Annotated in this window: 19 protein-coding genes; 1 reads left to right on the top strand and 18 read right to left on the bottom strand. The window is 41.9% G+C overall.

Annotated elements, in window-relative coordinates; all coding sequences use genetic code 11:
- Positions 1–70 precede the first annotated feature (70 nt).
- The 18 genes from ISX59_RS03680 to ISX59_RS03765 form a co-directional block, all read right to left on the bottom strand.
- Positions 71–1,261, bottom strand: coding sequence for a hypothetical protein (locus tag ISX59_RS03680; protein ID WP_233481276.1), 1,191 nt, complete (start codon positions 1,259–1,261; stop codon positions 71–73).
- Entirely contained in the window at positions 1,249–4,356 is a 3,108-nt protein-coding gene (locus tag ISX59_RS03685; protein WP_220575681.1) for a toxin VasX, read from the bottom strand. Before ISX59_RS03685 ends, ISX59_RS03680 begins: the two co-directional genes overlap by 13 nt.
- Positions 4,357–4,359: 3 nt before the next feature.
- Positions 4,360–5,049, bottom strand: a complete 690-nt coding sequence (locus tag ISX59_RS03690; RefSeq protein ID WP_032540968.1) for a PAAR domain-containing protein — start codon at positions 5,047–5,049, stop codon at positions 4,360–4,362.
- A gap of 18 nt (positions 5,050–5,067) precedes the next feature.
- A complete protein-coding gene (locus ISX59_RS03695) occupies positions 5,068–6,918 on the bottom strand; it encodes a type VI secretion system Vgr family protein (RefSeq protein ID WP_032540966.1) in 1,851 nt (616 codons plus the stop codon).
- 25 nt (positions 6,919–6,943) lie between these two features.
- Positions 6,944–8,761 carry a type VI secretion system baseplate subunit TssF gene (locus ISX59_RS03700; RefSeq protein WP_032533086.1) on the bottom strand — a complete coding sequence of 606 codons (1,818 nt, stop codon included), beginning with the start codon at positions 8,759–8,761 and terminating at the stop codon, positions 6,944–6,946.
- Between the two features lie 30 nt (positions 8,762–8,791).
- Complete coding sequence (locus ISX59_RS03705) at positions 8,792–9,232, bottom strand: GPW/gp25 family protein (protein WP_005787083.1); 441 nt, start codon at positions 9,230–9,232, stop codon at positions 8,792–8,794.
- Positions 9,229–9,687: a DUF5456 family protein gene (locus tag ISX59_RS03710; protein ID WP_005787085.1), complete on the bottom strand. Its 459-nt coding sequence runs from the start codon at positions 9,685–9,687 to the stop codon at positions 9,229–9,231. Before ISX59_RS03710 ends, ISX59_RS03705 begins: the two co-directional genes overlap by 4 nt.
- 4 nt (positions 9,688–9,691) lie before the next feature.
- A complete protein-coding gene (tssD, locus tag ISX59_RS03715; protein WP_032533089.1) occupies positions 9,692–10,111 on the bottom strand; it encodes a type VI secretion system tube protein TssD in 420 nt (139 codons plus the stop codon).
- 2 nt (positions 10,112–10,113) lie between these two features.
- Positions 10,114–10,521, bottom strand: a complete 408-nt coding sequence (gene tssD / locus ISX59_RS03720; protein WP_032533090.1) for a type VI secretion system tube protein TssD — start codon at positions 10,519–10,521, stop codon at positions 10,114–10,116.
- A gap of 192 nt (positions 10,522–10,713) precedes the next feature.
- Positions 10,714–11,070, bottom strand: a complete 357-nt coding sequence (locus ISX59_RS03725) for a hypothetical protein (protein WP_224223382.1) — start codon at positions 11,068–11,070, stop codon at positions 10,714–10,716.
- Positions 11,071–11,111: 41 nt separating this feature from the next.
- Positions 11,112–12,107: a hypothetical protein gene (locus ISX59_RS03730; RefSeq protein WP_011202659.1), complete on the bottom strand. Its 996-nt coding sequence runs from the start codon at positions 12,105–12,107 to the stop codon at positions 11,112–11,114.
- A 12-nt stretch (positions 12,108–12,119) separates the two neighbouring features.
- Positions 12,120–12,524 carry a type VI secretion system tube protein TssD gene (gene tssD / locus ISX59_RS03735; RefSeq protein WP_005794657.1) on the bottom strand — a complete coding sequence of 135 codons (405 nt, stop codon included), beginning with the start codon at positions 12,522–12,524 and terminating at the stop codon, positions 12,120–12,122.
- Between the two features lie 5 nt (positions 12,525–12,529).
- Positions 12,530–12,958 (bottom strand): type VI secretion system tube protein TssD, encoded by a 429-nt coding sequence (gene tssD / locus ISX59_RS03740; protein WP_032533091.1) that lies wholly within the window; start codon positions 12,956–12,958, stop codon positions 12,530–12,532.
- 15 nt (positions 12,959–12,973) lie between these two features.
- The gene (locus tag ISX59_RS03745) at positions 12,974–15,457 is read right to left on the bottom strand and encodes an ATP-dependent Clp protease ATP-binding subunit (RefSeq protein WP_005794654.1); all 2,484 of its coding nucleotides are present in this window, start codon (positions 15,455–15,457) and stop codon (positions 12,974–12,976) included.
- 12 nt (positions 15,458–15,469) lie between these two features.
- Positions 15,470–16,849: a DUF5458 family protein gene (locus ISX59_RS03750; protein WP_220575682.1), complete on the bottom strand. Its 1,380-nt coding sequence runs from the start codon at positions 16,847–16,849 to the stop codon at positions 15,470–15,472.
- Between the two features lie 15 nt (positions 16,850–16,864).
- On the bottom strand, positions 16,865–17,314 hold the full coding sequence (locus ISX59_RS03755; protein WP_005787103.1) for a hypothetical protein: 450 nt from the start codon (positions 17,312–17,314) through the stop codon (positions 16,865–16,867).
- Positions 17,315–17,403: 89 nt separating this feature from the next.
- Entirely contained in the window at positions 17,404–17,793 is a 390-nt protein-coding gene (gene tssD, locus ISX59_RS03760) for a type VI secretion system tube protein TssD (RefSeq protein WP_005787106.1), read from the bottom strand.
- Positions 17,794–18,233: 440 nt separating this feature from the next.
- Complete coding sequence (locus ISX59_RS03765) at positions 18,234–18,974, bottom strand: TetR/AcrR family transcriptional regulator (protein ID WP_032540999.1); 741 nt, start codon at positions 18,972–18,974, stop codon at positions 18,234–18,236.
- Between the two features lie 344 nt (positions 18,975–19,318).
- Here ISX59_RS03765 and ISX59_RS03770 point away from each other — a divergent pair, with 344 nt between their 5' ends.
- Positions 19,319–20,590, top strand: a complete 1,272-nt coding sequence (locus ISX59_RS03770; protein ID WP_032540963.1) for a pyridoxal phosphate-dependent aminotransferase family protein — start codon at positions 19,319–19,321, stop codon at positions 20,588–20,590.
- Positions 20,591–20,611: the final 21 nt, after the last annotated feature.

Here is a 20,611-nt window from a genome sequence, read left to right on the forward strand (position 1 = left end):
TTAAGTTAATCTGAGATATAAATACTTGTTCTAATGGATTATATGACTTCTGTACTTTCATGCTATCAGGTTATTTGATATATTTTACCTCCGCTGTGTTACTATCACAAAGAAAACAGTCGGTCAATACAGTGTCGTCGGGAAGTACGATATATTCCACATTTTCAGGAGCAAACAACTTAAATACAAATTGTTTTTTCCAGATGCCGATTAAGACCAAATCGTTATCATTCGGTATTTCTATTTCATGCTTCTGACAATACCATGACACTCTGTCATAATAATATACTATTCTGTGTTTTATTTTAGATAATCTCTGCTTAAACTCATCCGTACCATATATATAACCCATATAAGCATCTGTAACAAGTATGGTATTAGGATATATCGGTTTAGGGAATCCTTCTGCCTTCCGGCGTAAAAAGTCTTTCTCCCTGTAAGGATCGAAAGTGTCCCCTTGAGGTAACGGACGATTTTTATCCATATAGAGGACATAAAATGACCACCAGCCGGAATCATACGCACCAAGGACAGGAATGACAATTCCACTGTAAGGATGTGCAAAACCTAAGTTTCCGTTAGAATACCCCGGAATTACTTTTGAAAAGGGAATGGTACAACGTGGAAAAAACAAATGGCGGGGAAAAGTCACAGTACCCTTCATTCTGTCTAGTACAAAACGACGGGAAGGAGCAAGTAATCCGTTTAAAAGCAGAAAAAAAGAGGCTACTATTCCTCCACTTATGGGAGGTGAATAAAGATCACTAGATGGATCATTTATTTCTCGATAAATGACGATTATTCCTACGCATGAAAGAATCCCCCCGATGACTATCAAAGTACTCCGGATTAAGGAACTCGGATTGAAGACGAAAAATTTATCATCAGCTCTTTCTACATTCATGCTATCGGCAAGCTCAGCCGTTAATACAGTTGGAAAGGGATATATAATATGCTCCATCATTCTGCTTTTCCCCATCCATATCTTTGTTGCGATTAATACACCTACCAAAATCAGTCCTATCGACATCAAAAATATCATTCCGGATACGAAGAGTATTAATAGCTTACCCCATACATACTCAAAAATCCATAGCTCCTCATAAGACCAATTTGTAAAGCGCCACATTCCATAACAACAAACCCCAAATACCGGAAATCCGCATAACAATACAATGATTCCGGCTATAATTCTGATTGTAGAGGGGCGGTTTCTATCTGTTTCCATTTCCATAACTGTTTCTATTTTTAAAAATTCCACACATCTTTACTGTTTGGAGATATAAATACTTGTTCTAATACAGTCTTTGCTTCGTGATAAAGAAGCCTTCTTGAATCTAAAGGTACATGGGGAATATCAACTTTATACCTGTAGATAAGAAATGTCTCTTCTCCGTTACGGGGCATTGGAGTAATACTTCCATCATTGTGCCTAAAACTCACATATAATAATATATATAGTTCTGGACTGGCATAGAAAGTGTTCGCAAGGTTTCCATCCCGAAAAATATAATGATAAAAACTGTCGGTCATTATAGGTTCTTGGCCATGAAAGTAGGATGAATAAGGAATATTATTCTGACTTTTACTGTTCACTTCTTTTAAATCTACATCAAAATATGGATTCTCACCCACCGGTATTTTTTTAACGAACTTAACACGCATTTTTATTCCAGAAAGATTCATCGCTATTTGTGTAATGTCGCTATAAATGTGTACCAGCACCTCGTCATACAAAGGAGGACGTACTCGTGAATCTGCAGAATAAACATATTCTTTCCGTCTGTATTCTATTTTAGCACTGAAAAATGGTATCATTACCTGGGTATAGAAAAACGCTTCGAGCTGATATCTATAATCTGATAAAGCTTTAAGGTGCTTATTGTTTTTCTTTTTGTGGAATCTATTATTGAAAATATTAGTTCTGATTTCTACGGAAGAAAGTTTTTGAATTTGCTGGTAAGGCTCTCCCGTGAGACTCTTTGTTATATCTTCATATAAGACTGTTTGTTTTATAAATGTCTCAATATCGCTATCTATCAAATAACTAGCAATGAAACCACATATCAATCCAATTGCGGCGCAAACAAGAATGGTCCAAGGACCACCAGCCCAAGCAAATTTAAGACCCAATAGAGCCAGCCCTCCGCCTGTAGCAAAGGATAGAGCTGATATAAAATAAAATGTAGCAGCATCCTTGTCATTCCTATTTATACGGGCAATCCCATCAAATACTGCAGTAGCGGCATCAGCAAACATTCCTACAGCACCAAGTACTGTTATTTGTAATCTAATCCGTTCCAAAGACGCTTGGTAGATTAACGCCTGTCTATTCGAAACTGATGCTCTCAAATCCAACCCTGTTTCAATAAAACGACGTTGTATTGTTGCAATAGCAGATGCAAATCCAACAGTTTGAGCTAGTGTTTTTAGTTCTTCATTTTCTTTGTCATATCCCTCCACAATAGCAGATAGCTGTATAAAAGAAAATATAGCTAAATAAGACTTATTACATGACATACGCTTGAGAAACTTTTGATATTTTTTTGGATTTTTGGCGATAGTTTTAATATAAACAGGTTTTGTTAAATCTTCTGGTTTTTTTACTTTAATTCGAATATAACCTCTGCCATCAATTACTGTTTCGTCTAGTCGGCTACGTCCAATCTCATTGAGGCGTCTGGTGACATCTCCTTTATCAAACTCTATTAACAGGTTATCCCGATCTATTAGAAATCTGTCTATCACTAATTTTGTTTTTTTTGTTTCGTATGCTATTCTCCAAAAAGTATTTATTGCATTGTCTATCAGTAGCATAAATGCAGAAAAACTTCCATCTACCCCAGCGCTATTTTTCTCTTTATATGCTGCATTAGTATCTCTTGCTATATCAAGGTTTAACGAAGCAAGAGTAGGAATATCTTTTAGTAATAAACCTACTTTATTGTCACCTTCTCCAATAAAAGCATCGAATATGGATTTTATTGTAGAAGCGCAAGGATCATTGTATTTTTTATATACATCCGGTAAATCCAGCCCTTTATCATTTATATGGGGAACAGGTGATAGCGCCAGCAAGATAGTCATTAGGGAACTCTGAAGTTTAAATTTCATTTCAGAATGCATCACATCATTTTCGTCGGCTGCTATATTGACTGTATCTACGGTAAACCGTTCGCAAAGTCGGGTGAAGATGGGACTATTAATATACAATGCAATCAGTTTACGCAGATTTTCAATTTTTGCTCTGCTTTCTTTTCGTTCTTCGGTAGCTAACAGTTTTTCGATAGAATCCCGGTCTAATGCTTTTGCTCCTGCTTTTAAGTGATTTTCTTCTTTAGAATAGGCAAAATTATAGAAATAAAGTAGCAGAGTATGTATATACTGGGCTTGCTTAATCTCTTCTTTCCGGGTATCAAAATCTTCTCCCTGTAACAAGTCCATCTCGGATAAGAGATAGATTATCTCCCCATTTTCTAAACCTTGCATTCCGGCGCTCTTCATAAGTAAGCGCTTGATTTTTTCAGGAGACACTCCTATCTTGATAGAACGAATCAAGGATTCATGCTCGATGCGCGCATCGTTCAAATCATGGATAAGTTTTTCTACACAACCGAGAGGGTCGTCTAAAACAAAAAATACATCCCGGAATTTCGTTCTTTTTTCCTGATGTTGTATTTTTACAGAATCTATAAGCCGTTCGTAATCATAAGCTATTGCATTAGCATATCCGTCTTCCGGCATCACTGTCTTATCCGGCATAAACCAGATGGAATCAGCATCGACATGTCTTCTTTCAATATCACTCTTAGTTGTACCATCGCTCCATTCCTTACATTTGAAAACAGAACCTATCGGTTGTTTATTATAATAAGTTTCATTAATAAAAGAATCGGATAATTCAATGGATGTATAAAACAACTGCACCACATCGTCTGAGAGTAAAAGGATGAAATCATTGGTCTGGTTTATATGTTTTTCCATACAATCCTTCTTCGTAGACGCATTATCTTTCTTTTTTATCCCTGTTAATGTATATTTATTATTTGTGCATTCATAGATATATACGGATTCCGTATTATGGCTATATACATATAGCCAACCATTGCGTAAAATCATCGGACTCAAATGATAGCCATAACCTTTGACTACAGGAATCGCACCGCCCCGGCCATCGAGAAGTGTGAGCTTACCGGAAGGGTAAACGCTTGCTTTTGCTTCCTCGCTGTCGCAATAGATGCCGAATCGCATTGGAAAGAGCCTGATACCGTCAATGATGTCAAGCTTTGGAGACTCTACCTTTATGTCTTGATATTCAGCGCTAAATTTATAGCTACCTAATTTAACATCATCCATATTTTACTCCTCCTTTTTAAAGTGTTTGGATAGTATATCCCAGTCTATTTCAACCGTTCCGTTTTTTACTGTTCCTTCAAACTGTTTGACAATACGATTATCCTCATCAATCAGAACACTAATTTTCACAGTGTCTCCATCCGGAATATTGGTAACATCGGCTACCATTTTCGTACCTTCGTCAATTCTATCGGAATAAAGACGGACGCCTTCTTTCTCCCATCTAAGATTATAAATCATTGGAGTCTGACCCGAAGTTTCTTTTTTTAATTCTGCGATATTGTTTTTGGCTTCTTTCATTTTCTTTGAATTGCCTGTAACTGCAGCGCCTACGCTATCAACTGTACGGATTTTCGGGAACGGTATTTTCCGGATATTCATCGTAATCGGTTTTATAGGGGTGGCGCTACCGATGACGACTCCGGGCACTCCTACCGGGATCACACCTCCGTGGGCAGTCATACAGTTTTGTACGACAACAGGGACGCCGTCAACCATTACTCCCGGATATCCCTGAGCTATCATGTCAGGAGGACCACAGCATACGCAGGCATCTCCCATAAGGGATACCGGGGTTCCGTCTACCAATACTCCCGGACAACCGGGACCTATGATTGGACCTCCCATATGGGGCGTTACACCTGTGACCATTGGGCATATATGATTTAAAGTCACTGTCACAATCTGTTTCATAAGCTTACGTTCTATGTTTTACATTACATCTATTTTGTGGGCAGCTCCCTGCACAGTTGTCATCTTGCCCGATACTAATGTTTCTGCACCGTTTATTGTCGCTTTGGTCTTGCCGTCTACCGTTGTATTTTGACCGGAGAGATTGACATCGGCTTTTGCTTCGGCATTGATGCTTCCTTTTGCGGATGCTGACATGTCACCATCAGTCTGCTGCATCAAATTGCCCTTGGCTGCAAGATTTATATCGGCTTCGGCAGTTACATCTACATTCTGTTTAGCTGCAATCTGAACATTTTCTTCAGCATTGATGCTGACGTTCTTTGCTGTCAAAGACAGGGTTTCCGGTGCGGTGATTTCAATATTCTTTCCTTTAGTGTCTAAATGGAGTATACAACCGTTACCATCCTTAATCGTAATGCCCCAGTCTCCACCCTCATCATCATTGAACTCCAGCGTATGCCCACTGCGTGTCCGCATACTCTTTACACTGTTATCCGTTGCTGCTCCCTCTGAATTAGCCTTATAGAAAAGGCTGCCTGTCACATAGGGACGGTCGGGATTACCTTGTTCGAAGCCTACCATCACCAAATCACCCGGCTCGGGAATAAACACAAAACCACGGTTCTTGGCTACTTGCTCGCTCTTGCCTGCATCCGGGCTTTGCACCCGCATCCAGTAGCTCTCGCCGCCGTCTATCTCCTGCCACATGAACCGCACCTTGACACGCCCCTGATTCTTGGGGTCGTCATTGCTCAACACTCTTGCCATCTCCGGATAAGCTATCGGCATCACGGCGTCTCCCCACGGCATGACGGGCGTACCGCCGGGCACACCGCAGAAGGTGTTGCTATATTGTCCTTTACTGTTTACCGTATGGGTAATCTCCGTGATGCGGTAACGTCCCAAATCGGGAATCTTAACTCCCGGGAAACTTTCGGGTACACGGGTAACCACCAATTCTCCCAGCCGGATGCCGCAGTAACGGCTCGTAGCCCTGATTTGAGACAATTGGGAATAGTTGCGGTGAAATCCGGCATCCCCGTAGTGCTCCAAATCCATTGCACTATATGCGGGTCTTATCGAGGGGAGTCTCGCTTCGGTAGGGAAGATAGGTTCACTGCATTTCTCAGCCGAACGGGAACCAAGGGTAGCGCCTTTAGGCGTTCCGCTAAAGTCGTAATAGAACTTATCATTGACAGGGTCGAACTCATAGGTACTATGGTTTAGCGAACGGATGGTGGCATTGATGTTGATACCCGTCAGATCTACATCATACCCTGCACGGATTTCCGTATCTATTTCCGGATCTCCTATCTGTAGCGTTTCCCCGTTGTAATAGAACCACTCGCCGTAGGAGCGCAGCAGACGGGAAAGAAACCCGTAGCTTGTCTCTTTATAGCGGGCGACATAGGGGATGATGTCCGTATGTTTGGGATTGTTGGTCACATTCATTTTCACCCCGCTCTTGTCAAGTATGTCGCTGACTATCGTATTCAGGTTTTGTTCTATATAACAGTCCATAGAGGGGTCTCTGTCAAGCAGGATGGTAGGACTTCCCCCTTCCAGAATGACAAATCCCTGATTACCGTCGAAGCCTTCCACATGAATATCAGAAATCAGTCCGTGAAATTCCGTTTTCTCTCCGCTCTCATGATGGGTCATGAGGATGGATACCTTCTCACCCAGTTGCTTGAATATCACATCGGGACCGATAGCCCAGACACTTGGCTTGTCCGGACGGTAGTTCACTTTGATTTTGAAACGGTGATGTGTGCTGACCGACTGAAAGAGTTCCATTGTCACATAATCGCAGACTTTTCCTGCTACTTTTATCTCCACGCTTACAGCGTCCAAGTTTGTCGATGCCATAGTTAATATGTTTTATGGGTGAATACTATGAGTTAATAAAAACACGGTAGTTATAGGTCTCCGGAGACAACCGCCTGAGCTCACTGTCCAAATCGACAACGAACTCTTCCCTGTCCAATCCTTGCATCCCCTCCGATAACCGTAGATACACGTCCAGTGTCCTTATGAAACCTTCGCTTTCTTTTTTACCGGCTGCATACCCCAGCTTTACCTCCACAGAGCGAATGCTGTCGCCATACCTTGCCATGCAGAAGTTGCGTATATCCTCTTTCGTGTATATGCTGCCGTGTGACAACAGCATGAATCGGTACATATCCATCCGGCGCTTTACGGATGGGGACGGCTTTCCTCCATGAACGGAAGTGACAAACTGCAGCGTATCTTTGTCTATATCGGGATTTGCACAGTCATTCAACGGTTCTCCCGCATAGATGTCATTGGCAAATTCGCCATTAGTAAGAGTATAATCCACAGTTAACCGGGTATCCTTGTCATAACGTTGGTCTATGACTACATACGACAGCATTTCCTGTCCTCCGACTCCGTCTTTATTCTTATCTCCCAATTGGTTTACCCGTTCCTCTATCTGCTCGATCACCTCTTTCATCCCGTCTTTGTCTGTCGAAGAGAAGGCCATGCTTTCGTCATATAGCAGGTCTGTCAGACGGTTCAGAAAATCTTTGGCATCCATCGCATTGAAGCGTTCGCAACCGCCCCTTCTGACCGAATAACAGCCGGCTCTACCTTCATCCTGTGTGCTGGAAATTTCCCTAAGCTGGTCTCCGTGGTTATCGGTAATCGAATCCACAAACAGGAAATATTCAAATTCCGTCTTTTCCAAAGGGAGAATGGCCGAGACGGAATCTACCTTTCTGGTAATCTTTGCCGGATATTTGTTTACTACGATAAAAGTGTTCATCTGCACCTTTATCTGTTCCAGTATTTCTTTTGAAAAAGCGGTGGGAAATTCTATATCTATCCAAACAGTATCCGCATCACATTCAGCAATGAAATCACTTGGCAGCAGGAAAGAGATTTCTTCGGGCACTCTGCTACGTGACAAATCTCTGACTTTTAATCCGTGAGCTTTCAATGTCAGGTAATGGGAAGCATATTTGCTGGTTATTTCTTCCGTAATCAACCTGCCAAGATCGTATTTCTCACTGACCGAACGTGTGGGGTCGTACTCGATTCCCCCTTTAATTTCTACAGGAATACCGGCAATCGTGCAATGGCAGTACGGCAGTAATTTCAGATAACTGCTTTTATCTGCTACAAGCGGTATATCTATATATAACGGCAAGTCGTTGAGGGTAGTTACATTGTTGCCTATTTTCATCCCGATACTGATTTTCCGCCCCATTACCGGCACATCGGAACGAAAGCGGGCAGTGGCGTCACGTTCTCCTTCGGGAGTGATTGTGCAAAATTCATCCGCCGTCACGAGAAACTTCAGTTCGGCATTGATTATGCGGGTTTCATGCAGCGGAGTAAAGAAGAGATTTTTCATCTTATACTTCTTCACTATCTCCGTGCTTTTATAAGAAAACAGATCTGTGGGAGATACAGTAGCTTGCGGTGTATATGGTCGGGCAGCAGCAATAGCATGGGCGGGTTTGGCAACCAATGCCGTGTGTGGAGTAAGGGCGGAAGCGACTTTCTCCAACAATCGGCTTTCAATGGCGTGCATATCACCGGACAGCTTGAAAATTTCGCCCGACAAGGCTTCAATCAGCAGTCGGATAAGGGGGTCTATGCCATCTATATTTCGTATGTCATATAGGGTTGCCGCCTGTTTGAACATCCGGGCTTTAATGCTTTCTTTTGTGAATAGATTTGCCATACGTTTTAATTTTATATTTCAACTGCCTGATTATTCGTTTGATAAAGGTCCCATGTATAATTTGTAACCGAAACCGCAGGGAGCACCGGTGGAATTCAATGTGGCGAGTACTGTAATATCTACCCGCTTACGTATCATCCGGTTATCCAGAACTTCCTCCCTGACTACTTCTTGTAGGTTTACCGAGAGGGTGATGTCGGAAATGCGTTTCTCATAAGTGGAAATCGCCTGCATCACGTATCCGGTAAACAGTTCTTTCCATTGTTCGGTAGAAACAATGCGCTCAAAGTCCAACTCCCAGATCCGACAACCGTATTTGGGGTCGAAACGGTGCTCACCCGGACAGGTGGTCAGCAACAGTTCGATGTGCTGGTCGATGGATTCCAGTTCGGAACATCTTTCCAGTTGCCGGATATCTCCTTCGAAGAGCTTTTCCAAACGTACCGGTAGTTTATAGTATTTCTGTTTCATCTTCCAAAGAATTTACTTTGTCGTGGTACGGCTATTCTACCGCCCCACATACTGCTATGTCCTGTGTCATACCGGCGCTCGATGCCGAATGAATTTCTTTTGTACAAGTTATGCGACCATAGGTAGGGATTCCTCCGGTCTGCCAGTATCTCCTCCAACTTAGCCAAAAGTAATCTCCTGTCGGAAAGATTGCTTTCCAGAACATAGGTCATATAAGTTCCGGTATAGGGGTGGTATTGTGAAATGAATAATTCACACCCGCCGCCTTGCATCGAGACTTCGCATCTCTCCAACATGGTATCATAACTGATATATACTCCCGTCAGCCCGCAAGCCGGTGCGGGGGAAGCATGGGGAACTGCCGTCCCGATGTATCCGAGCTTCTCGACTTCACCGCCTTGCCAAAGACCCGTTTTGAGTAGTCCTGCCATTTCATGTAGTGAGTATATAGCCATAGTATTATCGTTTTAGTTCAAATTCATCACCTCCCATCCGGACAGACGGAAAAGTCATCACAATGGTCTTTACCGATGTGTCTCCCTGCGATACATTGCGATAATGCACGCAACTTGCATCACTGAATTTTATCTCGAACAGTGCGCCTTCGTCCATCGCATCGCTGTTGCGGTAGAATCGGACTACTCCGTTCTCTTTTCTGTTCGATTGCATTATCCAGTTCTCCACCTCCGCATTTACCGGCTCCGAGAACACGGCGTATGCTTCCATATATTCTTTCGAGGAATTATCCGGCTCATAGGCAATATCAAACTCGGACAAGATGTGCGACTCTCCGCAAAGCGTCATCTCGCATACCATATCCGGATTGCGTCTGTCCGCAAACACTTCTTTTCCTTTAAACAGCCTGTCGAAAAAGCCCATAGTTATTTGTTTTTAAAAAATAAGTCATTGTCCGTTACAATCTCTTTGGCTTCTATCACAATGATAGTCACCACACCTTTTTTAACCCGCGAATCGTAGTTCATACGATAGCTCCTTACCGATGCGCCCGAAAATTGCAGTTTGGCAAAGGTCGTTTCGTGTTCATCTAATGTAACAATCGCCCCATCTTCTTTACGGAAGGTGTCAAAGAGCCATCCCAGCAGGGTAGCGTCGGCAAATTCGTCAATGACGATCCGTATTTCTCCGCCGCATAAGCCGGAAGTGATTTCACCTTTACGCCCCACATTACGGCTCAATCCGTAATCAAAGTGTTTCAGCGGATACTTCCCCCGGTACTCGTCGTGGGGTAGGTCGGTGTTCTCTTTATGAAGGTACAGGTGCGTTTGCATAAATCTATATTTTAATTAAAATTCCCATTTCCAATGATTATATCCTTGATAATAATCTAACACTATTAATCATATCCGCTAAAACCGGTAATCTATTAAAGTTATTCGAGCGTATTCCCATTTTGTACGAGCAATCAAATGAACAACCGTAGACATCATAATGCTAATTCTTTTCTGCATGATATGCACTAATCAAAATATATATCCCTTTTTAATACATACAACTATGAAAAACACCACAAAATTTGTGATTACGTACAATAAGATTGTCACAAATGGATGCCTTTTCCAATAAGTATTTTTTTCTAAATTATATTTCTCAATTATTCTTTTATATCTACCATTATACCAATAATAGCAATAGACACCGACAAAAAATCCTAAATAGATAATATGTCCCCACCAACCTAGAGCTAACAATTCTTCAAACCAATGAATTTCTAATGTCTGTAATACAACTTGCAATATAGCTAAATGTAACATCATATTAGGAGTTACCATCATCATGCCTGCTAACACAGGTAATCCGTCAAAGTTATGTGACCTCATACCCATTTTGTAGGAACAGTAAAATAAATAATCATACAGAATCATAATGCTAATCTTACACCGTCCCACCACATTTCCAATTCAGAAGCTCTATTGTCTATCCAGTCATAGAACTCGTCACCCCAAGTATAATCAGCCACTCCGATACCGATAGCTAATACCCAACCGACATAGGGAATAAAAGTAACGCCATAAGCTAAACCTGCTACGGCAATTCTTGTACCTGCTACGGCAAATCGACCATTTTGCACATCACGCACAACTTGATAGCCAGTAAGCACCATTCCTGCCCATCCCAAAGCTTTACCTACTCCACGCACTCTACTCATACCTTTAGCGGGGACTTGATAGTTCCCTAAAGGCAATCTTATAATCGGCGGAAGCGTTTTGGGCGAGAAACGCATCTGCTTAGGTAAGTACGCACCTCGATTATCCATAATCTTCTCAGCCCAATTTCCGGCTGTTTCAGCAATTCCGAATCCTAACCCTGCCAGTCCTTCCAGATTGGGTCCTTCCTTATTTACAGCAGGCAGGCTACCAGAATCGCGTACCGCTGACACCAAGTCCGTCAAACTCTCATACTTTGCCTCATAAGTCTTTCCATTTGAGTTATCCGTGGCACTAATCACAATTTCGTACCGACTGCCAGTGTCAGTAATTACAATACCTATCTGACTATTATCCGTGGGCAAATATTGCTTTTCTTGGCCTAAATTTATCTCAGTGATATTATTACCTTTGTTTTTAACTATTAAGTCACGGACCTTTTCGGAAACTTTTGTTGGATCTTGCATCAGACTTTTTTCATAGGCATATTGGGAGGTATCGTATTTCCTTTCTGAGACTATCGTATGAAAACTCTCGTCCACCGAAACATTCCGAGATATTGGACTCCATCCGTTTTGATTTACCGGTAGAATTACCTTGCTACTCATCCAAGTATATCCCAAGCCAACTACAAATCCTTCATAGTCATCCCCCCGTTCCAAGATGACATTAAATTCACTTTGCGTTTTATATTCATTTCTATAAGCCATATCTACACCTATTTAACCCCAGTGATTATCAAAGCTAATTCCATTCATCAAAATCTCATCAGGAGAAATTAATAGTTTTGAAATCATACCGGAAGCATTACCAACCTGACGCTGAAAACTCACACAATACGCATTATTAAACATTATCCGCAAAGGTGAATTGGCGGTTTTAGAACGAAATACAATCTCCCCGTTTTTAGGAGATGAAGTCATTGCCCAACGATAAAGATTGTCCGGTAGCGCCTGCGTCAAAACAACAAGCATTCTACCGCCACGGACTTCGTCTTGCGGTTGACCTTTATGATCAACCGACTGTCCGAAACTTATGCTAAATTGGCTCATCTCATACTCTTTGCCGTCAAGGATGAACCATGCGGTCAGGTCACTGTCTATTTTGGGTAAACTAAATAATTCCATAACGCCTATTTATTTATTGTCCAACGATTTTCAAGGGTAGTTTCACCCACTTTGATTTTACGTGCCTGTAATGTTATCTTAGTTTGTATATATCCTTTTCCTTGTTGGACATAATCTATCTCCAAACCAACGCAAGCTGCCTGCTCAAAGAAAATTTTCTCTAAAGGCTCATTATTGTCATCACACACAACAATGGCTCCATCTTCGTATTTTGTCGAACCTAACATCCAGTGAAGCATATCTTCCTGAGGCAATCCGCTATAGGTGAGATAAAGTGTACCACCACGAACCTCTGTCTGCGGACTGCCGTTAGTGTCTACCCCTTGTGAGAAGTTGAAACTGCAACTCTCCAGTTCGTAACTGTCTTTGTACAATCCCGAAATACTGGAATCGCTCAAAGCACCTATCCTCAAAAAACTTTTATGTCCAAACATAGTATCTTCATTTTATCATTTCACATTCCAATCAATATCTCCATTATCCGCCACATCGACAACAACTGTATTCCCTGCCGTCAATGTTCCTGCAACAATCATCTTTGAGATAGGACGGCGGATATAGTTACGTATCGTACCCGCCACCTGACGTGCTCCGTATTTCGGAGTGAAGCCACGGGTAGCAAGCAGGTTCTTTGCCTTCTCCGTAATCTCAATGTCAATATGCTGCTTCTCAAGCAATGCTATAACTCCCTTTAACTGTATCTCAAAGATACGAACCAGCATTGTTTCGTTAATAGGAGAGAAAGGCACGATTTCCGACAAACGGGCAAGAAACTCCGGACGGAAATAACTGCCCATGACTTCCATCAGGTCAGTGGTAGAAGGATTCTTACCCTCATTAATCTGCTTGCTAAGCCATTCGCTACCTACATTGGACGTAAACAGTACGATAGAATTGGAAAAATCACCCTCTTTGCCCAAACGGTCGTGTAGCTTGCCTTCGTCCATGATTTGCAGGAAGATGTCATAAACGGAAGAATGGGCTTTCTCTATCTCATCGAAAAGCACCACCGCATAAGGCTGACGACGTATCCGGTTCACGAGTACGCCACCTTCTTCGTAGCCCACGTATCCCGGAGGCGCTCCCAATAGCAGGGCTGCCGAATGTTCTTCCTTAAACTCTGACATATCAAAACGAATCATCGCCTTTTCGTCATTGAAAAGTGCTTCTGCCAATGTTTTTGCCAACTCGGTCTTACCGGTTCCGGTAGGTCCCAGCAGGAAGAATGAGCCAATCGGTTGTCCCGGTTTGTTCATTCCACTTCGTGATTCGACAATGGCATCTGTCAATACCTTCAGCGCATTGTCCTGTCCAACAACTCTACGACGCAGAATATCTTCCATATTGAGCAACTTCTCTTTCTCGCCCGACTCTATCTTGCCGATAGGGATACCTGTAGAAGAAGAAACAACGGCTGCCACTTCATGGGAAGTGATTTTCCCGATTTTCTCTTTGGTCAATTCACGTAATCGGTCAAGTACACTTAAAATATAATCCATCCATTCACCGTAGTCTGATGACTCCGGTTCATTCTGTCCATCGGAGAGCATTCCCAGAAGGATAGGGCTTAACCGGTTCTTCATGGTGAAATTGACTAACCGCAACTTCTCCGTGCGCTCCGCTTCGGGCTGGTCTTCCGCCGCTTCAATTGCGGCAAGCTGCTCTGCCAGTCCCTTTATATCTTTTTCCCCGCTCTGGTTAATCATCTTAACCGCAGAGAGGGTACGGTCTATCAAATCAATAGCGGCATCCGGCAAACGGCGTTCCTTGACATAACGCTTGGCGAGTGCCACGCATTCCGGCAACGAATCTACATCTACCCCCACACCGTGGTAGCTTTCATATCTTTCCAAAGCTGCCTGTATCATATTTACGGTGGATGCAAGGTCAGGTTCCGATACTTGCAATACTTCAAAACGCCGGTTAAGGGCATGGTCCGGTTCAATTAGTTTACGGTATTCGTCCACCGTAGTGACTCCGATTACCGTTATATTTCCTTTGGCAAGCTCCGGCTTCAGGATGCTTGCCGCTCCGCTGTTGCCCGACTTGGGGTCGATCAGCGTATGTATTTCATCAATGAAGAGAATCGCATTGCCGTGAGCCGACAATTCTTTGATGATTCCTTTCAGCCGTTCTTCTATCTCCCCTTTGTAGGTAGCACCCGCAATCAGTGTTCCTGTGTCAAGCTCATAGATAGTCATGTCCTTTAGATATTGGGGAACTGTACCCTCAATGATGCTGCATGCCAAACCGTCTACCAAGGCAGTCTTACCCACACCGGCATCGCCGATGATGAGCACGTTGGGCTTACCCATCCGCCCCAGAATTTCCATCATCATGCGTGTCTCACGGTCACGGCACACGATAGGATATACTTTCTTGTCTGCCGCAAGAGCAGTCTTATCCGTACAGTACTTATCTAAATTGCCCGCCCCGGCTGTCCATAGGGGGGCTTCAATCCCCGGAAGGTCAGTCTGCGTACTTACGGATTTTTTCATATTACCCATTCCGCTCGTGAAGAGGTCATGTATCTCACGCTCCCGAATAGGGAACGAGCGCAACTCGTCCGTACTGAAACCTGCTTCGGGTGTAGCAATGGCTGCCAGCAGGCAAAGTGGATTGATTTCCAGCAGTCCCCACTTGATTCGTACATTATCGGCTTGCTCAAACAGTTCGCTAACTTTCGGATCGGGCATTATCTCGCCTGCGCCGGCAGCCTTGGGGTACTCCTCTATTCTTACCTCCGCCCATTCGCGCAAGTAATCCGCATCCTTACCCAACGATTCGACAAACGAACGCAGACCTACCTCTTTGTGCATCAAGGCAAACAAAAGGTGTGCCGGAGCATAGCTGGCATTGCCATACTCACGGGCGACACCTTTTGATATTCGGATTACGCTCTGAACTGTTTCATTGATGTTCAAAAAATCCATATTTTATTCTTATTACGCCTGTTCGTAATTTGTATTCCAGTTTGTACCATCATCACCTTTCGTGCCGTCCAACTTGATAACAAAGCTCTTGGCAGGGAAGAACGGAGTCATGTGAATATCCAGATAAATACGGTCCTTCTGCTTTTGGTCTTGCTCGAAACGGATTATCTTGAATTTTTCGATAAGGCGGTCGGCTCCCTGTACACTATCAAGATACTGTACAATCTGCCCTCTCAGGTCACGTTCGGTTTTAGAACTCCAGTTCTCGAACGAACGGCGGTTCAGGAAATCAAACAACACCTTGGTAATATAGTCGAATACACGTACCACAGAATAAGTTTGCAATCCCAGATTGTCACCGTTGAACAATGTCTTTGCGGAGAACGCCATCACTTTACCATATTCATTAACCATCGGAATTAAACCCATTTTCTCCAGTTGTGAGATTTCGCTTTTCTTCAACGGGAATACCACCGCATCTATTTCATTAATGCCGCCATACTTCTTACCGGCAGTTACCTGAGACATCAGAGTGGTGTAAACTTTACCCATCAAAGCAATAGACGGAGAAACATGGAGGTCTTCCTCTTCACCGATTTCCCGATATCCGGCACGTCCCACCAGCCAGTTGCAGGTCATGCAGGTATTGCTTTTGAAGGCCTCCCCACTTGCCATATTGGAGGAAGAGAACAGTTCCACCACATCTTCCGGCTTATCAAGGTCGGCAAAGTCCGTATAGAGCATCACTTTATTCTCATAAGCGATTTTCGCCCATTTTTCAAGCACCTTATTCGAACCAAGATAGCCCGGAATGGCTAACAGTGAGTAATTTTGACGTAAATCCAACTTGTCATAGTTCTGTTTTAGTTCGCGGGCAACGAAATCAATGAAGCGGGGATTGTCGAGGTCGGTCAGTTGTTCTTTGGAAGCATTGACTATCGTCACGTTGTTCACTTTGTCCGCTTCCGTATTCTTATAGAACAACATCACTCCACGGTATGCCTGTTCCATATTCCTCACACTCTGCACTGCCACCAATTGGCTTTTGGCAAGATGCGATGCGGCAGCTTCCGATTTAGCTTTAGAAGTGGCAATCATTTCCGTCACTGCCGATGATGAGTTCAGCAGGTCGATCCACATATCTATCTTATTCTTCAGCGCTTCCCGTTCTTCTTGCTTCTGTTCATCGGTTAAGAATATCTTTTTGCGTGCCTTACGCTCGGGGTTCAGGTTTTGAACACCATCCACTGTTGATTCCAGAAAATTGAAGCCGCCGAATCTGGACAACACATCCAGTGCCGAAGCCAGAGAGGATTCCCCGTTTTTCTCTTTATAGGAAACTTGAACGGTTTCTTGCGCCTGAACTTCAGACTTATTTTTATTATCTTCCATAGTTCTTATTGTCTTTTATTCGGTCTTTAATTCGTTACTCAATGCTTCCAGTGCGCTGATAAACGCCTTTTTGGATTCTGGATTCTCCAACACCCGTTGTAGAACTTTATTAGAGCGCAATTGCGTCACCATCCCCTCGTAGAATGTTTTCTCCGTATCCAACTTATGGAGGAATGGACTATTCTGTGTCATATTCTTCACACTGAAGTCCGCCACTGAGCTAAATCTAAAGTTTTCTTTTACCGGTTGCCCTTCTTCATTTTCAAATTCAACATCAATGTTGGGTAAGAAGTGCGCAAACACCTCTTCGATAGTGCTTAAGCCTTTGACCGCTTCAGGAGTTACAGGTTCGTCAGCAGTTAACTGTTCAACTATGAGGGAGCGATTCTCCGGAATGTTTGCGATGGCTTCGGAAGTATCAACTTTCACTTCATTACCACCAATTCCATATTCAAGTATTGCCATTTGTCTTTTTTGTTTTTAAGCTACAGAAGCCATCCACATATTAAAAAAAACAGCAGATGGCTTCTGTTACCTACATGAATACTAAATGATTACTTCGGCCAATTCTGTTCAAATTGTGCGCCACCAATCTTGATTACCTGAGCCGATACGACAAAAGTGATAGTCATCGGCTGTGAGCCGACAATGTCGATGTTTTCGGTAAATTCGGTAATGTATCCGTTTTCCCAGGTAAGTTCCTTCATCTTGGCTTCTTCATCTCCTTTTTTGAAGACGATGCTGCCGGAATGAGGTTTAAACTGATTGGTCATGTTCTCCAGAATCGAAGTATCATCAGTCGATTCCACATGCAGACGAATTTGTCCGCCATAAATGTTTGAAGATGGGCGTCCTTTGGAATCCACATCTCTCTTGAGACTGTACGTGCAATCCAGCACGTCAAACTCTTTTCCTGCAAAGCTTAAGGTTGCTCTAAATGCCATGTTTTAGGAGTTTAAATGTTAATAATTTGTTTAATACAGACTACAAGAAAACTACGATTTCATTTCATTATAAAAGTGCATGGCTTCTATATAGTCCTCAGCATGCAAATATATAACAAAAACAATATACGAAAAATAGTTTGCTTAAAAAATGAAATATATTTTCTAATAATTATATATTCATAAACAAATAATGAAATCTATTATTGAGAGAAATTATAATTAAAGAAGTATAACTGATTGATAAAAAGACGTATATACACCTATTTAGAATCTTATTGAAAACATGAAGGCGATTATTGAGATTGCATTATATGAAAAGAATAATGGCAATACCTTCGTCTTTACGTATGGATATTGCCATTAAGTATATTGCTAAATTAGGAAGGCCGTAAAATTTCAGAATTTCCTTAAGCACCTGCCCATATAGTCTCCTGCGATTATTCCGAAAGCAATGTTTTCAGGTCATTTTTATTGATACCCATATACTTACATATTTTGGATTCACTTATACCATCCGATATCATTTGCCGGATTGCCTTTTTATCTCTGTCATACATCTCCAACCTATCAAAAATAATATCAGCTAAAAAGTCGATTCCTTCTGAAAAAGCATTTTCTCCTTCCTTAGTCTTATAGTCTATCGTGCAGATTTTAGCACACTCTCTATGTAATATCAGATAATAAATTCCTCCTATTAGGATTGACGCAATACTTTTAATATTGATTTTCGCAGACGCAAAAAGATTTTCGTAAAATGTTATTAAGCTTAAGTTCATAACATCCCGTGTTTCCGCAGATCTCTTTGTAGTACTATTAATAGTCGTCATTTCGTAAAGCAGCAGCTTTTGCATCACACTGTTCTCTGACAGATTCCTGAACAATGTTTTGAACGTTTCTGCAAAAAACTTTTTAGGTCCCAACGTATTAAGCGTAGAAATATCAATAGTATTATTGATCCAGAAGTCGTATTGTTTGGCCAGTCTATCATAAAGATTATCCATCGAACCGTATCTTCTATAAAATACATTAGCCTCTAAGTCAGCAGCTTTCATTAAGGCACTCAAATTGACGTTTCCAAAACCAAGTTCACCTACAAGCTTTTCAAATTCAGATATCACCTCCTTGTCCAATTGCTCATTGGTTCTCCTTATGCGAGTTTTTTTATCCCCCTGTCCCATCATTATTATATAGTACTTATTAAATAATAAAAAATTTAATCACCAAAAGTCGGGAGGTATTTTTTGTTCCCTCCAATAACATTTCATCCCTAAAGAATCGGTTGGGTAGTTCAAAGAAGGCTTATGTTTGTTTATCCAACAGTTTGATTCTCCCCCACATGTTTGTTTTGTATAAACAAGAGATATGTTGCAAATATAGGTATTTTACGCCTTACAAGCAACAAACAAGTAATTCAAATATTAGCAAGTAGTTGTTTTAGCAATTTAATTATAGACTATTTAATTTGCTTATTTTATTTTTGTCATTATCTTTGCAAACAAATTTATAACGTATAAATACTAAAATGAAAGAGAACATATCTGGGTTCAAAATTGACTATTCGATATGTAAGAATAGCCCCGGTGGCAGTATTATGGAGAAAGTTTCCAATTTCCAAAAAGAACTCCAACTACACGAAGAGAACTCGCTACACATCTACGTCAAATCCCCGATGGTTTCCGGTTGCGGCAGGGAGGTCGAGGTTGTTGATAGAAAAACTAATAAAGTAAAGAAAATGCTAATGTTCGGTTCCAATAGTTATTTGGATGCTACCGGCATGCCGTCAGTAGTAGAAAAAGCGGTTCATGTAACAACTGACTATGGAATAGGAAGTGGCGGGGTTCCACTATTGAGTGGAACGACAATATTCCAAAATGAATTGGAAAAAGAGATAGCCAAGCTGACCGGTTTTGATGACACTATATTATTCTCTTCCGGCTTCACTGCCAATATAGGTGTGATAGTAGGATTGATACGCCCTAACAACTTGCTGGTATATGACAGACTCAACCATGCCAGTTTAATTGACGGAGCTCTTATGTCTGGCGCCAAAATGGTAAGATATAAGCATAATGACCCTAAAGCACTCGAAAAAATATTAAAAGAAAATGTCGGGCAATACAAAGATGGCATGATGGTGGTAACCGACGGAGTATTTAGTATGGATGGAGATATTGCCGATATTCCGGCTATCCTAGAGATTGTGAAGAAATATAATGCATTGCTTTTAATAGATGATGCCCATGCCACGGGAGTAATTGGGAAAGACGGAGCCGGAACGCTAAGCTATTACGGCATAAAAGAGCGCGAAAATATAATCGTTACAGGAACGCTCAGTAAAGCAATAGGGGCGATAGGAGGCTTTATAACTGCCAAACAAAACATTATTGATTACCTGAGAGTTTATGCTCGTAGTAACATGTATTCCACCTCTTTACCCCAGAGTATATGTGCGGCATCCCTTGAAGTAATCAAAGAGATGCGTAATACGGATATTCAGAATGCACTGAAACAGAATGCTGAATATGTAAGAAACGGATTGAAAGCAATTGGCTTTAATACTTTGAACTCGATCACACCTATTATTCCTGTTATTGTAGGAAACGAATACATATTGACCCGGATGACAAAGGAACTCTACGACAGAGATATCTTCACAAATGCAATATTTCCACCGGTTGTACCTCCTAATATGTGCCGAATTAGAATTGGCGTGATGTCGTCACATACGCTTGAAGACTGTGACAGGCTGATAAACGCCTTCCATGAAATAGGCAAAAAATATGAACTTATCTGAGAAATTACATATTTTCATACA

Origin of the sequence: Bacteroides sp. FSHCM14E1, from assembly GCF_019633785.1 — a bacterium.
GTDB lineage: Bacteria > Bacteroidota > Bacteroidia > Bacteroidales > Bacteroidaceae > Bacteroides > Bacteroides hominis.